Here is a 15,677-nt window from a genome sequence, read left to right as displayed (position 1 = left end):
GGGGAGCGACCGCCCGCGGTGCGACCACAGCCCGACCGGCTTCGGCACCCCATCACCCCTCCGGCGCGGCGGACGTGAGGGAGAGTCACCTTCTCGCACTTGTTGATTCTTGTTGTTTCTCTTGCTCTTTTGATTGATGCCTCCTAGTTTCTCGGCCATCGAGGCACTGGCTCGGGCGCCGTGTCTCCCTTTCCCGGAGGTACCTCTCATGAGAGCTGCGTGGCCACGGGTGGCTTGGGTGCACCGAAGGACGCGGGTCGGCACCGGCCTTCTGGCAGCCGCAGGTGTCCTGGCCTTACTGGCTCCGCTGCCCACGGCTTCGGCCGGGGAGCGGACCCTCAGGCCGGTGGCCGACGTCGACAGCACCGGACGCACGGTGGTCGATGTCACCGCCTTCGGTGCCGATCGCACAGGTCAGAAGGATTCGGCGGCGGCGGTCGCGCAGGCGGTCGCCCATGCGAAGAAGGTGGGGGGACCCACCACGATCCACTTCCCGAAGGGCACCTACCACCTGTGGCCGGAGCAGGCTCCCAAGCGTGAGCTGTATGTCAGCAACACCGCGGGCACCGATCAGGCGCTCAGGACCAAGAACATAGGGATCCTCCTGGAGGACATGCGGGACGTCGTGGTCGACGGCGGCGGGTCGAAGATCGTCAACCATGGGCAGCAGACCGTCTTCGCCGCGATCCGCTCCAGCGATGTGCGCTTCACCAACTTCTCCCAGGACTGGGTCGCCCCGAGGACCGTCGACATCACGGTCACCGACACCGGTGTCGCCGACGGTCGCGCCTACCGCGTCATCGACATACCCGAGACCTACCGCTACACGGTCGACGGCACCTCGGTGCGCTGGTCGGGCGAGCGAAGTCCGGTGACGGGTGAGCCGTACTGGACCGGGGAGAACGCCCTCGGCTACACACAGGTCCACGACCCGGCGTCGAAGCGGACCTGGCGGACGTCGAACCCCGTCTTCCAGAACGTCGCCGGGATCAACGACCTGGGCGACGGCCTGCTGCGCATCAGCTACTCACAGGGAGACCCGCCCAAGGACCGGGGGCACGTCTACCAGATGCGCGAGACGACGAGGGACACCCCGGGTGCGCTGTTCTGGGAGTCGGCGCGGGTCACGGTGGACCATGTCCAGCTCGGCTACCTGCATGGATTCGGCATCGTGGGCCAGTTCAGCGAGGACATCACGATCGACACCGTGACCTTCCGGGCCGACCGCGCCACGGGCCGTGTCACCTCCGGCTTCGCCGACCACATCCAGATGTCCGGCGTCAAAGGCACCGTGCGCGTCAAGAACAGCGTCTTCGACAACCCGCAGGACGACCCCATCAACATCCACGGCACCTACCTCCAGGTGACCGCCGCGGAACCGAGGAAGCTGCGGCTGCGCTACATGCACCACGAGACGGCCGGCTTCCCGCAGTTCTATCCGGGTGACAAGGTCGAGCTGGTCGACAAGCGCACCATGCTCGCGGTGCCGGGCGTGACGGCGAAGGTGGTCTCGGTGGAGGGCCCGTCGGGGACGGGGGTGCCCGGCGGCGCGGACCCGGACACCCATCTGCGGAACATGACGGTGACCCTCGACCGGCCGGTGCCCGCCTCGGTGCTCGCGAACCCCGGTGACCACGTCGCCGAGAACATCACGTACACACCCACCGTCGAGATCACCGGGAACACCTTCCAGTCCGTCCCCACCCGGGGGATCCTGGTGACGACGCGCAAGCCGGTCCTGATCGAGAACAACCGCTTCGACGGTATGAGCATGGCCAGCATCTACGTCTCGTCCGACGCCTACCAGTGGTACGAGTCGGGTCCCGTGCAGGACGTCGTCATCCGCGGGAACGTCTTCGACCGCCCGGCGAGCCCCGTCATCTTCTTCGACCCCACGAACCGCGACACCGTGGCCGGACGGCCGGTGCACCGCAACGTCCTCATCGAGGGCAACACCTTCAACCTCACCGGCGGGACGGTGATCTCCGGTCGCAGCGTGGGCGACCTGACCTTCCGCAACAACAAGATCGAGCGGTACGCGCAACTGCGCCTCGAAGGTCCCGGGCAGTCGCTCGACACCGGTGACACCGCCACCCTGTCCACGGACGCGCCCCCCGCGAGCCACACCTCCGCGCTGTTCGCGTTCGACGGCGCCGACGACGTCGTCATCGCGCGCAACACCTACGATCCCGGCTTCAACATGCGGATCGACACCGCCGGTATGGCCACCTCCGAGGTCACGGTCCGCCGGGACCCCCTCACCCTCAACTCCGACAACATCACGACAGCGCCCGTGAACCCCACCTACACCAGCTCCGCCCCGGCCGTGGCGGCCGTGGACCCGAAGGGTGTCGTGACCGCGCTGCGCACGGGCACGGCCGTCGTCACCGCCCGGGCCACCATCGGCGGCGAACAGGTCACGTCCAACCCCGTCACGATCTCCGTGGCGGACGGCGCCGCACCACTGTCGGGACGGCCCTACGTCAGCGACCTGCCCTTCGTGACGCAGTCCAACGGCTGGGGGCCCGTCGAGCGGGACCGCAGCAACGGCGAGCAGGCCGCCGGGGACGGCCGGCCGCTGATGGTCGGCGGCGTCACCCACGCCAAGGGCCTCGGTGTGCACGCCGCCTCCGACCTCGGGTTCCACCTCGGCGAGCGGTGCACCCGACTGACCGCGGCGGTCGGTGTCGACGACGAGGTCGCGGCCGAGGGAAGCGTCGTCTTCGAGGTGTGGGCCGATGGCAGGCAGCTGTGGAAGAGCCCGGTCCTCACCGGCGCCGACCCCGCCCACCCCGTCGATCTCGACGTCACGGGCGTCACCTCGCTGCGTCTGCGCGCCGACGACGGCGGGAACGGCGGCGAGTACGACCACGCCGACTGGGCCGACGCCCGCCTGTCCTGCTGACCTTCGCAGTTCCGAACATGTTCCCGGGTTCCGCGCGCGGCCGGCTCCGCCCCGGCGCCCACCCGGAGAAGAAGCACCGAAAGGGAAGCAGAGATGGACATCACGCACGACCAGACCCGGTCGACCTGCGACGCGCCGAGCCGCCGGGGTGCGATGAAGATACTGGGCGCCGGCGCGCTCGCCGTCGGCTCCGGTCTCGGCGGCGGCATGCTGTGGCCGTCCGTGGCCCACGCCGACGGAGCCGTCGGTGAGCCCTTCGCTCTCGTGAACGTCAAGAGCCGGTACCTGCTCGACGTCCACGGGGGGTCCGGCGCCGCCGGCGCCCATGTCATCCAATGGCGGGCGACCGGCGCCGCCAACCAGGAGTGGGTGACCACGGAACTGGCCGACGGCTGGGTGACGATCGCCTGCAAGGGATCCGGCAAGGTCCTCGATGTGCAGGGGGCCTCGACCGACGACGGCAGTCAGGTGATCCAATGGGACGGCACCGGCGCCACCAACCAGCAGTGGCGCCTGGAGGACGCGGGCGCGGGCCGGGTGCGGGTCGTGAGCCGGGCCAGCGGGAAGGTGCTGACGGTGCGCGATGCCTCCGCCGAGGCCGGGGCCACCGTCGAGATCCGGGCCGGCTCGGGTGACGAGGGCCAGTTGTGGACCGTCGTCCCGACGACCGGCTACCGGCTGGACGCGAGCGACACCGAGAAACGCTCCGACGCCCCGCTGGCCGGGGCCGGCGCCGCCGCGGGCGGCGTGGTCTACGGGGTGACGCGCAACGGCTGGTCACGCGACGGCCGCGCCTGGTACCCGGTGAGCGGCGAGTTCCACTACGTCCGCTACCCCGCCCACCGTTGGGAGTCCGAGCTGGGCAAGATGCGCGCGGCCGGAGTCGACATCGTGGCCACCTATGTCTTCTGGAACCATCACGAACAGCGGCAGGGCACCTGGGACTGGACCGGCCGCAGGGACCTGCGGGCGTTCGTGCAGGCGGCACGGCGGCAGGGCCTGCTGGTCTGGCTGCGCGTCGGTCCGTACGTCAACGCCGAGGCCGAGAACGGGGGCATCCCGTCCTTCGCCCTGCCGGGCTCCCGCACGAACGACGCCGGTTACCTCGCACAGGTCGGTTCGTACTACTCCCAGATCGCCACCCAGATGCAGGGGATGTTCGTCGGCGACGGCGGCCCTGTCGTCGGGATCCAGTTGGAGAACGAGTTCGCCACCGGCGACCCCGACCACATCTCCACCCTGCGGCGCATGTGCGTCGAGCGCGCCATGGTCGTGCCGTACTACACGGTCACCGCCAACTCCAACTTCCACAAGGACGCCGCCATCCCCCTCCAGGGCGCCTACTGCTACCGCGGCTGGGAGAGGGACGGCGGCACGTCGGCCGTCTCCGGCTTCATCTACGGCACGGACGAGTGGACGGCGAACAGCGACATCGGGGGCCCCCGGTACGACACCCTCGACTACCCGCGCGGATTCTGCGAACTCGGCACGGGCAGCCCGATGGAAGGCACCAACCGGTTCCGGGTGGAGCGCCAACACGTCATCGCGCATGCCTACGACAGTGTCGGCCGGGGCGCCAACTACCTCGGCTACTACATGTTCCACGGCGGCACCCAGATCCCGGGCCTGTCGAAGCACTGGCCGCTCACCTACGACTTCCAGGCGCCCCTGGGAGAGTTCGGCCAGACCCGCGACGCGTACCGGTACTACCGGCGGCTGCACACGTTCGTCACCACCTGGGCGGACGAACTGGTCAGAACACGGGTCACCCGCGACCCCCTGCACATCATGAACCCCGAGCAGACCGGCCGCCTGCGTCACATCGGCCGGTTCGACTCCGCCGGCCGCGGGTTCGTCTTCGTCAACAACACACAGCGCAACGTCACCTTGCCCAGCAGGGACGACATGCAGATCCGGGTCAGCACGGCACGCGGGACGGTCACCCTGCCGGACCGCCCGCTGACCATGCCGCCGGACCGCTGCAACGCCTTCCCCGTCATGACCGACCTCGGCGGCGTCGACCTGCGCTGGGCCACGGTCGAGCCGTTCGCCCGGCTCTCCGGCGAGGACGTCCCCACGTACGTCTACACGGCTCCGGACTGGACGGACCGGTCCCTCGCCTTCGACAAGGCCACCGTCGTCACCGGCGAGCTGGGCAGGTCCACCCGGCGCACCACCGGCGACGAACTCATCGTCACCGTGCCGTCCGGCCGCCGGGTGTCGCTGCTGGTGCACAAGGCGGCCGGCACCCCACCGTGCGCGAGAGTCATCGTCCTTCCCGAGAGCGACACCCTGAACGCCGCCGTCGTCCCGCTCGACGGACGTGACCGGCTCGTCGTGACCGACGGGGCCCAGCTCTCCGGCCTGGCGCCGACCGCCCGCTTCACCGCCGCGGCGGGCGCCCGGATCACGGCGGACATCTTTCCCGCCGCCGGTCTCAGTCCGGGCACGGGCTGGCGGATGGCGCAGAGAGCCACCCCCTTCACCCGCTACACCTACCGACTGGCCGCGGCCCCCGCCGCCCCGAAGGTCACCCCGGACGGCACGGGCCGGTGGCGGATCACCAGTGACTCCGCCGCACTCGGCGGACTGGCCGCGGCCCAGTTGGTGTTCCAGTACCGGGGAGGTGACGCCACGCTCCGGAGCGCGGGGACACCTCTCACGAACGACCTCTACCACGGCGAGCCGTGGACGATCGACCTGCTCCACTTCGGCGCCGAGACCCGCGCCGACCTCGTCCTCCAGGTGTCGGCGTGGGACGACGCCATCCACGGCATCCCTCGCCCCACCGACGCGATGCCCGCTCTCGCCGAATGGGCCTTCAAGCCGCTGCGCGAAGCCGCCTGGAAGTAGGCCCGACGGTCCCGACGCGGCGCGGGCCCCGGCCGTCCCCCAGGACGCCGCCCTCCGGTCCGCGCCCGCCTCGAACAGGTACACCGCACCCCCCTCAGTCGCGAAGGAGTACCTCCCCCATGTCTGAGCCCAGCCCGCGACCGTCCTCGGCCGACGGTGCGTACGAGCCGTCCCGCCGGGGCGTGCTCAGAGCGGTCACCGCTCTCGGCGCGGCGTTCGTGATGTCGTCGCTGCCGGAGTTCACAGCCACCGCCACGGCGATCACCCGGCCGGCCGGCCCGGCGCTCGTACCGGAAGGCGAGGCGATCACCCTCCGGTACGACGCGCCGGGACGAGAGGCCCGGATCGTCGAAGAGGGGCTGCCCGTCGGCAACGGGCGGCTCGGCGCCCTCGTGTCCGGCGACCCGGGCCGTGACGTGCTCGTCCTCACGGACGCCACGCTGTGGACGGGGCACTCCAACGCCGTGCTCCAGCCCGACGGCCAGTTCCCCTACGACACGGCCGACTTCGGCACCTTCGGCATGCTGGCCAAGGTCTTCCTGGAGATGCCGGCCCACACCGGGGCGGCGGTCAGTGACTACAGCCGGCGCCTCGACCTGAGCAACGGCCTGGTCACCGCCGCCTACCGGTTCGGCGGCGTGACGTACCGGCGCGAGGTGTTCTCCAGCCATCCCGACGACGTGATCGTCGTACGCCTGACGCAGAGCGGCGGCGGTTCCTGCACGGGGTCGCTGACGCTCGCCGGCACACGGGACGAGAAGGTGACGCCGACGGCCGGAGCGGCCGAGGTCTCCTTCACGGCGGCGCTGCCCAACGCCCTGAAGTACGCGGCGCTCGCCAGGGTGGTCGGCGTGGGCGGCAGCGTGTCGGCGACGGGCACGAAGGTGACGTTCACGGACTGCACCGAGGTCGTGCTGATCATCTCCGGCGGCACCACCTACAAGGCCGACGCCTCCGTCGGCTACAAGGACCCCGCGCTGGTGCCGCTGAACGTGGCCCGGAAGAAGGCCGGGGACGCGGCGGCGGCGACCGGTGCGGCGCTGCTGGCGACCCATGTCGCCGACTTCCACCGGCTGCAACAACGGATGTCGGTGAACCTCGGGGCCTCGTCCGCGGAGCAGCGGGCCCTGGACACCCCGGCACGTCTGGCGGCACGTTCCGCGTCAGGTGCCGCGCCCGACCCCGAACTGGAGGCCGCCTACCTGGAGTTCGGGCGCTATCTGACGATCACCGGCTCCCGGGACAGCCTCCCGACGAACCTCCAGGGGCTGTGGATCGACAGCAACACACCCGACTGGATGAGCGACTACCACACCGACATCAACGTGCAGATGAACTACTGGCTGCCCGACCGGGCGGGCCTGGCGGAGTGCTTCGACGCGTTCACCGACTACTGCGTCGCGCAACTGCCCGGCTGGCAGGCCAGGACGAAGAGCCTCTTCCAGGACTCCCGCAACCGGTTCCGCAACACCTCGGGCCGGGTGGCGGGGTGGACGGTGGCGATCTCCACGAACGTGTGGGGCGGCAACGGCTGGTGGTGGCATCCGGCCGGCAGCGCCTGGATCTGCAACGCGCTCTACGAGCACTACGAGTACACCCAGGACACCACCCATCTCGCCCGGATCTATCCCCTGCTCAAGGGTGCCTGCCAGTTCTGGCAGGCACGGCTGGTCACGACGACCGTGACCGACCCCGTGACCGGGGCGCAGCGCCGGGTCCTCGTCGACGACCACGACTGGTCCCCGGAGCACGGCCCCGAGGACGCCCGGGGCATCACCTACGCCCAGGAGCTGGTCTGGCAGTTGTTCGCGAACTACCGGACCGCGGCGGCCAAGCTCGGGAAGGACGCCGCCTACGCCTCCACCGTGGCCCGGCTCCAGGGCAGGCTCCATCTCCCCGAGGTCAGTGCCACCAGCGGATGGCTCAAGGAGTGGATGAGCGACGACAACCTCGGTGAGACCACCCACCGCCACCTCTCGGCCCACATGGGCCTGTTCCCCGGCGACCGCATCAACCTCCAGGACTCCCCCGCCGCCCTCGTCGCGGGCGCCACCAAGCTCCTCGAAGCGCGGGGGATGGAGAGCTTCGGCTGGGCCACCGCGTGGCGCGCCATCTGCTGGGCCCATCTCAAGCGCCCCGACAAGGCGTACCAGTGCTTCACCAACGTGCTGAGACCCTCCGTCGACTTCAGCAACGGCTCCGCCATCAACTTCTTCGACATGTACAACCTCGGCAACAGATCGGTCTTCCAGATCGACGCCAACTTCGGGACCCCCGTGGCGATGCTCGACATGCTGGTCCAGTCCCGCCCCGGACGCGTCGAACTGCTGCCCGCGCTCCCCGACGCGTGGGCCGCCGCCGGTTCGGTCACCGGGGTCGGCGTACGAGGCGGTCTCACCGTCGATGTCGCCTGGGCGTCCGGTCAGGTCACCAGCGCCACGCTCCACGGTCCGGCCGGGCGGTCGACCACCGTCGTCTTCGGGGACTGGAGCAAGAAGGTCACCCTCCCCTCCAGCGGATCGGTCACCGTCGGACCACCCGCCCGGCACACCGTCTTCCAGCTGATCAACCGGCACAGCGGAAAGGCCGTCGACGTCCCCGACGCTTCCACCGGCCCCGGCACCGGACTGATTCAGTTCACGCCGAGCGCGGCGGCCAACCAACGATTCCGTTTCCTCCCCATGGGCGGCGGCCTCCACGAGATCCGCACCACCCACGGCGGCGCCTCCCTGTCCTGGGACGTCAGCGGGGGCGGCACCGCCGACGGCGCGAAGGTGGTCACCTGGCACCCCACCTACGCGAGCAACCAGCAGTGGCGGATCACCGAGACCGGCGGTGGCCACATCACCCTCACCTGCGCCCGCAGCGGCAAGCTGCTCGGCGTCACCGACGGCTCCTCCGCCGACGGCGCCACGCTCGAACAGCAGACACCGGACGGCAGCCCCCGCCAGCAATGGCGTCGCGTCGTCCCGTAGCCCGTGGGCCGTCGCCCGCGCACCCGTTGCCCTCGTGAAAGGGAAGCGGGACGGTCCCCGGTCGGCGAACCGGACCGGGGACCGCGTCGGTTGCGGGAACCCAGGGGGATCCGCCTCAGGAGGCGACTCGCGGGCCCCAGGCGTGCCGGTCGTTCAGAGCCGGTTTCCTGCCGTCGATGTCGAAGGACAGGTAGACCGCCTTGGCGTCTGCCGTCGTGGAGCGGCCGACTCCACGGGCCGGGTGCTTACGGACGTCCGCCGGGCGGGTCAGCCCGCTCGGCGGATCCGCCAGACGTTGTCGTCCCGGTGCCCCCGCTCGCCCTCGGGTGACACGCTGGGCCTGCTGACCCGCTCCAGCGTCCGCACCGTCCACTCCCCCTCCGCCAGCGCGAGGCGTTCGAGCACCCCGTCCAGCGTGGGGAACTCGGCGTCGAAGGGCGGCCGGGTCTGCCAGGTGGGCCAGGCGGCGTGCATCACGACGAGCAGGGTCCCGCCCGGCGCCACGGCCGCGGCGGCGGCGCGCAGCACCCTGTCCTGGTCCAGGGCCACCGGGGACTGGAGGTAGTGCGCGCAGACCATGTCGTAGGAACCCTCGGGGAATGTCACCCCCAGTTCATGGCGTTCAAAGTCGATCCGGTCGGCGACGCCCGCGTCACGTGCGTGATCGGCGGCCCGGGACAGGGCCGTCGCCGAGATGTCCGTCGCGGTGACCCGCCAGCCGCGCGAGGCGAGCCAGACGGCGTCGGCGCCCTCACCGCAGCCGAGGTCGAGCGCGCTGCCGGGAGGCAGGTCGGAGACCTCACGCACGAGCAGTTCGTTCGGCTTGCCGCTCCAGACCGGCCCGTTGTCGCGGTAGCGGGCCTCCCAGAACGCGGCGGGTTCGGTCGCGGGGATCTCGGTCATGACGCCTCCTGGCAGGCACGGCAACGGCAACGGCAAACGGGGCACAGCGACGGGCGGGCGGCGTTGGAGGGACGGGAACACGCCCTGGGCCGCCACCGGACAGCTTCCGACGCGCCCTCCCCCACCTCAAAACAATCTTGCCGATCCGGCAAGAACGGACCCGGACGCGTCGGCGGTGCACGCGGGGGTACGGGGTCAGGGGGCCGTCCTCCGAGGCGGGGCTGTGCGTCGTAGCCGGGTCCAGCCGGTCCAGCCCCGTTCCCCGAGCAGTTCGGTCAGGCGGCGGGCCACGGGGAGGGTGTCGTAGGCAAGGTTGTCCATCACCTGCACGAGCGGGCGCTCCAGGGTGGAGTCGTCCACATAGCCCGGAGCAGCTCGCGCACCCGGGCCAGCGGCACCCCCGCCCCGGCGAGGGTCCGGATCCTGATCAGCTCGACCACCGCCGCGGCGTCGTAGCGCCGGTACCCGGAGTGGTCGCGCGCGGGCTCGGGCGGCAGTCCCTTGGCGTGGTAGTGCCGTACCGCGCGCACGGTCACCCCGGCGTACGACGCCAGCTCGCCGATGGTCAGCACGGGCCCAGTCTCCCAGGAGCCCGTCTATGCCGACATCCTGGTGAGACTGGCGCGGACGGTCTGCGCGATCTGCCGGGCATGGGTGAACACCAGCCGGTGATCGGCGTCGAGCCAGTTCACGGAGGTGCCCGGTCGCTCGCGGACGAGCCGTGCGACGCCGGTGCGCCAGAGGTGGTTGTAGTGCGGTGCCCTGCCCTCGGTCCTGTCTCCGGCCAGCGTGGTGGACATGATCAGGCTGACCGGGTGCTCGATCTCGCGGTACCGGTCGAGGAGCACGGCCCGGACCCGGTCCGTCTCGCGTTGCAGTTCGAGGATGTCCTCCGTGGTGAGCAGGACGCGTCGCGGGGTCCCCCGGAACCGCTCCGCCTCCTGCCGGGTGGCGTCGGCCATCGCGCGGAAGTCGGCCAGGTCGGCCTCGGTGACGAAGGGTCCGGGCACCGGGTTCGCGCCGTCGACGATGACGAGTCCCGCGACGGAGCCGGGCCAGGCGGCGGTGTGGTGGACGGCGAGATCGGCGCCCAGGGAGTAGCCGACGAGGACGGGTGGCTCGGCGGGGCGCGGGTGCTCCGGCACGGTCATGACCGCGGCCATGACCGCGGTGAAGTCACCCAGGAAGGCGTCGAAGGTGTAGCCGCCGCCCGCGGAGGTGAGGCCGTGTCCCCGGTGGTCGAAGGTGACCACGTCGTGGTCGTGTCGCAGCAGGGTGATCAGTTCGTGCAGGTCCGCCTGGGTGGAGCAGAGTCCCGGGCACAGGACGAGGGTCCGCCCCCGGCCGCCGCCCCGGGTCACGGGGATCGTGACGCCGTCGTGGTGGACGGTGAAGTGCTGTAGCTGCTCGCCGGGGGTGGGCGGGGCAGCGTCCGGCGGGGGTGGTGTCACCGGTGCCGGGATCCGAGTCGCCGCTACGGGGGACTGTTTCGCCGGTGCCGGAACCTGCGTCGCCGGCTTGTGTGTCGCCGGCTTCTGCGTGGCCCGTTTCTGTTTCGCCATGCCGGTCATGCTCGGGGGTTGCCCCTGCGTCAGGGTCAACCGGCGGTGCGGCGGTGTGGTCCGGCAGCGCGTGCCGCGGGCGTTCGCTCCGTGGATCTGTCCGTGTCTCCGCCCGCCGTGTATCCATTATCGCCGGGCGCGAGGCCGCTTGTCACCGTCCTCAAGAAGGATCATTACCGGTGAAACACACCCATAGGCTTGCGGGCGATATGCCGTTCCCACCGAGGAGTTGAGAAATGGCGCACGTCATCGCCGCGCTGGCCGAGGAACTCACCGCCATGGCCGCCGACGACCACCGGCTGGCGGTCCACGGGTACAGCGACGACCCCGCCGCCCAGTTGGCGTGGCGGCGGCTGACCGCACGGCACGGGGACCGGCTCGGCGAGATCATGGACACCTACGGGTGGCCGACGGCGGAGCTGGTCGGCGAGGAGGCCGCCCGCGCGGCCTGGCTGATCGCCCAGCACGCCGACCGGCAGCTCGATGTGCAGAGACGCGCGTTGCGGCTGCTCGGACAGGCCGTGACGGACGGCGCCGCCAGCCCTCGCGACCTGGCGTTCCTTCAGGACCGCACCTTGGTCAACGAGGGCCGCGAGCAGATCTACGGCACCCAGATCGCCGGAGTGAAGGACGGGGCGCCGGTCCCCTGGCCCTGTGAGGAGCCCGAGCACCTGGACGAGCGCCGGGCGCGGGTCGGTATCGAGCCCTTCGACGCGTACGTCGCCCAGCACTCCCCCGGCTGACGCTACGCCCCGGCTGACGCTACGCCTTCGGCTGGGTGAAGCGGATGCTGTTGCCGAACGGGTCCCGCAGGCCGCAGTCGATGCCGTAGGGGCGCTCGGTGGGCTCCTCCACGAACTCGACGCCCCGGGACCGCAGGGTCTCGTACGTCGTGCGGCAGTCGTCCGTGCTGAAGATCAGCGAGCCGCCGGTGGCGCCCTTGGTGACCAGTTCGCGGACCTGCCGCGCGGTCTCCTCGGACATGTTCGGCCCGCCCGGCACCTCCAGCATGATCTGGCGGTCCGGGTGTCCGGGGAGGGTGACGGTGAGCCAGCGCATGAAGCCGAGGTCGGCGTCGGTGTGGATCTCCAGACCGAGCTTGCCGACGTAGAAGTCGAGCGCCTCGTCCTGGTCGAGTACGAAGATCTGCGAGTGTGTGATTCCGGTGAACATGGACATCACGCTAGTCGCCGCGGTCCGCGAGAACTTATCCAAAACTGCTCTCTCACAGCGGAACCGCCCTGTCACAGCGGCCGGCCCCTGCCCGCCTGTTCCGGGTGGGGTGTCAGCGGTGAGGGCGCATCCACGCCATCGTGAAGCAGGTCGGGGCGTCCACGGGCGTCGCCTGTTTGCGGTACTCGCGCGGGGAGCGGCCGACGATCTCCCGAAAGGTGCGGCTGAACGTACCCGGGCTGGCGAAACCGACCTTGAAGCAGATGTCCGTGGCAGTGAGGCCGGTCTCGCGCAGCAGGAACATCGCGCGTTCGACGCGGCGGCGCTGGAGGTAGCGGTGCGGGGTCTCACCGAAGGTGGCGCGGAACGTCCGGGTGAAGTGTGCCGGTGACACATGGGCGATCCGGGCCAGCGTGGGGACGTCCAGGGGTTCGGCGTAGGCGCGGTCCATCGCGTCCCGGGCCCTGAGCATCCGGCGGTTGGTGTCCTCGGTCGGGGTGCGCACGGCGCCATCTCACCACAGGTCGGCACGGTGCCGGGAGGGTCGATCCGTTCGGGGCGGGGCACCAGTGCCGTGGTCTGGGCCCGGGCCCGCGCCTGATACCGACTCCGGTCCCGACTCCGGTCCCGGCCCGGGGCTGCCATGGGGCCCCACCCCACCGACATTATGACAACCTAGTTGCCATAGGTCTCTGGTGATGACACCCTTGTTGTCATGCCCGAGCACAATGATCAGTCTCACTCGCATCTCTCCTTCTTCTCCACCTCCGACGGCTCCCTCGCCTACCGGGACGAGGGCACGGGGCCGATCGTCGCGCTGCTGCACGGCGGCTTCCTCGATCACTCCCTGTGGGACCGGCAGGTCGACGTCCTCGCCCGGGAGCACGGGGTCCGGGTCATCGCCCCGGACGCCCGGGGGCACGGCGCCTCCGCCAACGCCTCGGGGCCGTACCGCGACACCGACGATCTGGCCGCGCTGCTGCGCCACGTCGGCGTCGGCCCGCAGACTCCCGCCGTCCTGGTCGGGATCTCGATGGGCGGGGCCCTCGCGGTCGACACCGCGCTGGAGCATCCCGAACTGGTGCGCGCGGTCGTGGTCAGCGGGGTGGGCACCAGTGAGCCCTCCTTCGTGGACCCCTGGAGCCTCGACGTCCTCGCGGCTCAGCAGCGGGCGCTGGCCGCCGGTGACATCGAGGGGTGGGTCGACGCCTTCCAGCGCTACACCGTGGGGCCGCACCGGTCGGCGGACGACGTGGATCCCGAGGTGCTACGACGGGTGCGGGCGATGGCCCTCAGCACCCTGGCCAAGCACACCGCCGACGAAACCGACCACCGCGTGCCCGTCACCGACACCTGGAAACGGGCCACGGAGATCGCCGTACCGGTCCTGGCGATCAACGGAGCGATCGACTCCCCCGACCACTTGGGGATGGCCGAGCGACTGGTCTCCCTCGTCCCGGACGGCCGGGCTGTGAGCGTGCCGGGCAGCGCCCATTACCCCGCTATGGAGAACCCGGACGCCTTCGAGGCGGAACTGACCCGGTTCCTGGACGGCCTGCCCGGCTGACGCACACCGGGGGCCCGTGCCCGTGACACGGTCCGTGCAGTTCGTGCAGTCCGTGCAGCCCGTGAAGCCCTCACGGTCCGTGCAGTCCGTACGGTCCGTACGGGGATAGGTCCGCATCCACCCGTGGTAGCTTCCGTATACAAGGTGTATGCGACCTCATGGGGGTAGCGGTGGTGTCCGGGCGGCAGATGGCCTACACGTATCTCAAGGAGACGGTACTGACGGATCCGGAGATGCAGGGGGTGTTCCTGTCGGAACAGGAGATCGCCGACCGCATCGGGGTGTCCCGTACGCCGATCCGCGAGGCGCTGCTGATGCTCGCCGCCGAGGAACTGGTCGAGCTGGTGCCGAAGCGGGGCGCCCGGGTGTCCCCGCTGACCGGGCGCGAGATCACCGAACTGATGGAGCTGCGCGGGATCGTGGAGCGGTACGCGGCCCGGGAGGTGATCGCCGGGGACCGTGCTCCGCTGCGGGAGCTGCGTGAACTCCTCGGCCGTCAGCGCGATCTCACCGGCGCCGACCAGGCCCGCGAGTTCATCGCCGTCGATCATCTCTTCCACGCGTCCATGATCTCGGCCGTGGGCAACGGTCTGCTCGAACGGCACTACGACGGACTGCGCAGCCGGCAGGTCCGGGCGGGCGTCACAGCCCTGTTCGCCCAGCAGGGTCGACAGAAAGCCGTGCTGGACGAGCACTTGGCGATCCTCGACGCGATCGCGGCCGGCGACGCCGAAGCCGCCTGCACCGCGATCGACGAGCATCTCGCGTCCACCCTGAAGGTGCTCCTGGCGGGCTGACCGCCCGACGGCGACCCGGCCGAGCCCGCTTCGCCGCCGCGTTCATGCTCGACGCCCGTGACCGGTTCCGGAAGGAACGGGGTCACGGGCGTCGGCGTTCAGCGGGGGCCAGGCCCCCGCCGGTCCGGGTCCGGCTCAGGGCCACAGCTCCGGACGCCGGTTGGCGAGGACGGAGATGCGCTGCCGGGTCGACTCGACCTCGCTCACATCGACGTCGGTCACCAGCAGTTCCGGGCCCGCGTCGAGCCGTTCCCGTACGGTGCCGTCCGGGCCGACGACCCGGCTGTGGCCGATACCGGTGGGGGCCGTGCCCGGCGGGGTGCCGGGGTCGGCCTGATCCACGGCGGCGACCCACAGCGTGGCGTCCAGGGCCCGCGCCCGGATCAGCAGTTCCCACTGATCGAGCTTGCCGGGACCGGCGCCCCAGGACGCCGCCAGCAGGGTCGCCACCGCGCCGGCGTCGGCGTGCGCCCGGAACAGCTCGGGGAAGCGCACGTCGTAGCAGGTGGCGAGGCCGAACCGGACACCGTCCACGTCGAGGGTGACGATCCGTGCACCGGCGGCGACGCCCTCGGACTCGCGGAAGCCGAAGGCGTCGTAGAGATGGATCTTGTCGTACGACGCCTCCACGCCGGGTCCGGTCGCGAGCAGGGTGTTGGTCACCCGGCCGTCCTCGGCGGGTGTGAACATCCCGGCGACGACGACCGTGCCGGTCGCGCGGGCGATCTCCCGGACGCGGTCGGCCCACGGTCCGTCCAGGGGCTGGGCGAGCGGGGCGAGCGGAGTGCCGAAGCAGGCCATCGACGCCTCGGGGAAGACGACCAGCCGGGCTCCCGCGTCGGCCGCCCGGCGGGTCCACTCCTCGATCAGGAGCAGGTTCTTGTCGGGCTCGGGGCCCGTGGTGAGCTGGCTCAGGGCGATGCGCACGGGGCGATTCTCCTT

Annotated in this window: 12 protein-coding genes and 1 pseudogene; 6 read left to right on the top strand and 7 right to left on the bottom strand. The window is 70.9% G+C overall.

Going from position 1 to position 15,677, the window contains the following annotated elements:
* Positions 1-346 precede the first annotated feature (346 nt).
* From ACIQNG_RS10270 to ACIQNG_RS10260, 3 genes are all read left to right on the top strand, one after another.
* Positions 347-2,905, top strand: a complete 2,559-nt coding sequence (locus ACIQNG_RS10270; protein WP_401483803.1) for an NPCBM/NEW2 domain-containing protein — start codon at positions 347-349, stop codon at positions 2,903-2,905.
* Positions 2,906-2,998: 93 nt separating this feature from the next.
* The gene (locus ACIQNG_RS10265) at positions 2,999-5,758 is read left to right on the top strand and encodes a beta-galactosidase (protein ID WP_401483801.1); all 2,760 of its coding nucleotides are present in this window, start codon (positions 2,999-3,001) and stop codon (positions 5,756-5,758) included.
* 119 nt (positions 5,759-5,877) lie between these two features.
* Entirely contained in the window at positions 5,878-8,733 is a 2,856-nt protein-coding gene (locus ACIQNG_RS10260) for a glycosyl hydrolase family 95 catalytic domain-containing protein (RefSeq protein WP_401483799.1), read from the top strand.
* A gap of 267 nt (positions 8,734-9,000) precedes the next feature.
* Here the strand turns inward: ACIQNG_RS10260 and ACIQNG_RS10255 are convergent, their stop codons facing one another.
* From ACIQNG_RS10255 to ACIQNG_RS10240, 4 genes and pseudogenes are all read right to left on the bottom strand, one after another.
* On the bottom strand, positions 9,001-9,636 hold the full coding sequence (locus ACIQNG_RS10255; protein WP_401432000.1) for a class I SAM-dependent methyltransferase: 636 nt from the start codon (positions 9,634-9,636) through the stop codon (positions 9,001-9,003).
* A 195-nt stretch (positions 9,637-9,831) separates the two neighbouring features.
* Positions 9,832-9,957, bottom strand: a complete 126-nt coding sequence (locus ACIQNG_RS10250) for a hypothetical protein (RefSeq protein ID WP_401483797.1) — start codon at positions 9,955-9,957, stop codon at positions 9,832-9,834.
* 41 nt (positions 9,958-9,998) lie between these two features.
* Positions 9,999-10,208: pseudogene (locus tag ACIQNG_RS10245) on the bottom strand (MerR family transcriptional regulator); the annotation flags it as partial.
* Positions 10,209-10,232: 24 nt separating this feature from the next.
* On the bottom strand, positions 10,233-11,087 hold the full coding sequence (locus ACIQNG_RS10240) for an alpha/beta fold hydrolase (RefSeq protein WP_401483796.1): 855 nt from the start codon (positions 11,085-11,087) through the stop codon (positions 10,233-10,235).
* Positions 11,088-11,434: 347 nt separating this feature from the next.
* Here ACIQNG_RS10240 and ACIQNG_RS10235 point away from each other — a divergent pair, with 347 nt between their 5' ends.
* Positions 11,435-11,941 (top strand): DUF6624 domain-containing protein, encoded by a 507-nt coding sequence (locus ACIQNG_RS10235; protein WP_401431992.1) that lies wholly within the window; start codon positions 11,435-11,437, stop codon positions 11,939-11,941.
* A 19-nt stretch (positions 11,942-11,960) separates the two neighbouring features.
* Here ACIQNG_RS10235 and ACIQNG_RS10230 read toward each other — a convergent pair whose 3' ends face one another.
* Complete coding sequence (locus ACIQNG_RS10230; RefSeq protein WP_401483793.1) at positions 11,961-12,371, bottom strand: VOC family protein; 411 nt, start codon at positions 12,369-12,371, stop codon at positions 11,961-11,963.
* Between the two features lie 112 nt (positions 12,372-12,483).
* A complete protein-coding gene (locus tag ACIQNG_RS10225) occupies positions 12,484-12,843 on the bottom strand; it encodes a helix-turn-helix domain-containing protein (protein ID WP_401483892.1) in 360 nt (119 codons plus the stop codon).
* 243 nt (positions 12,844-13,086) lie between these two features.
* On the opposite strand from ACIQNG_RS10225, the gene ACIQNG_RS10220 reads away from it, so the two are divergent.
* Both ACIQNG_RS10220 and ACIQNG_RS10215 read left to right on the top strand, forming a co-directional pair.
* On the top strand, positions 13,087-13,938 hold the full coding sequence (locus tag ACIQNG_RS10220; RefSeq protein ID WP_401483791.1) for an alpha/beta fold hydrolase: 852 nt from the start codon (positions 13,087-13,089) through the stop codon (positions 13,936-13,938).
* 170 nt (positions 13,939-14,108) lie between these two features.
* The gene (locus ACIQNG_RS10215) at positions 14,109-14,735 is read left to right on the top strand and encodes a GntR family transcriptional regulator (RefSeq protein ID WP_401483890.1); all 627 of its coding nucleotides are present in this window, start codon (positions 14,109-14,111) and stop codon (positions 14,733-14,735) included.
* Positions 14,736-14,870: 135 nt separating this feature from the next.
* Here the strand turns inward: ACIQNG_RS10215 and ACIQNG_RS10210 are convergent, their stop codons facing one another.
* Positions 14,871-15,662, bottom strand: coding sequence for a carbon-nitrogen hydrolase family protein (locus ACIQNG_RS10210; RefSeq protein ID WP_401483789.1), 792 nt, complete (start codon positions 15,660-15,662; stop codon positions 14,871-14,873).
* Positions 15,663-15,677: the final 15 nt, after the last annotated feature.

It is taken from the genome of Streptomyces sp. NPDC091377, assembly GCF_044757045.1.
Taxonomy (GTDB): domain Bacteria; phylum Actinomycetota; class Actinomycetes; order Streptomycetales; family Streptomycetaceae; genus Streptomyces.
Note: the sequence above shows the minus strand (reverse complement) of the source record. Positions and strands in the feature narration are given on the sequence as shown.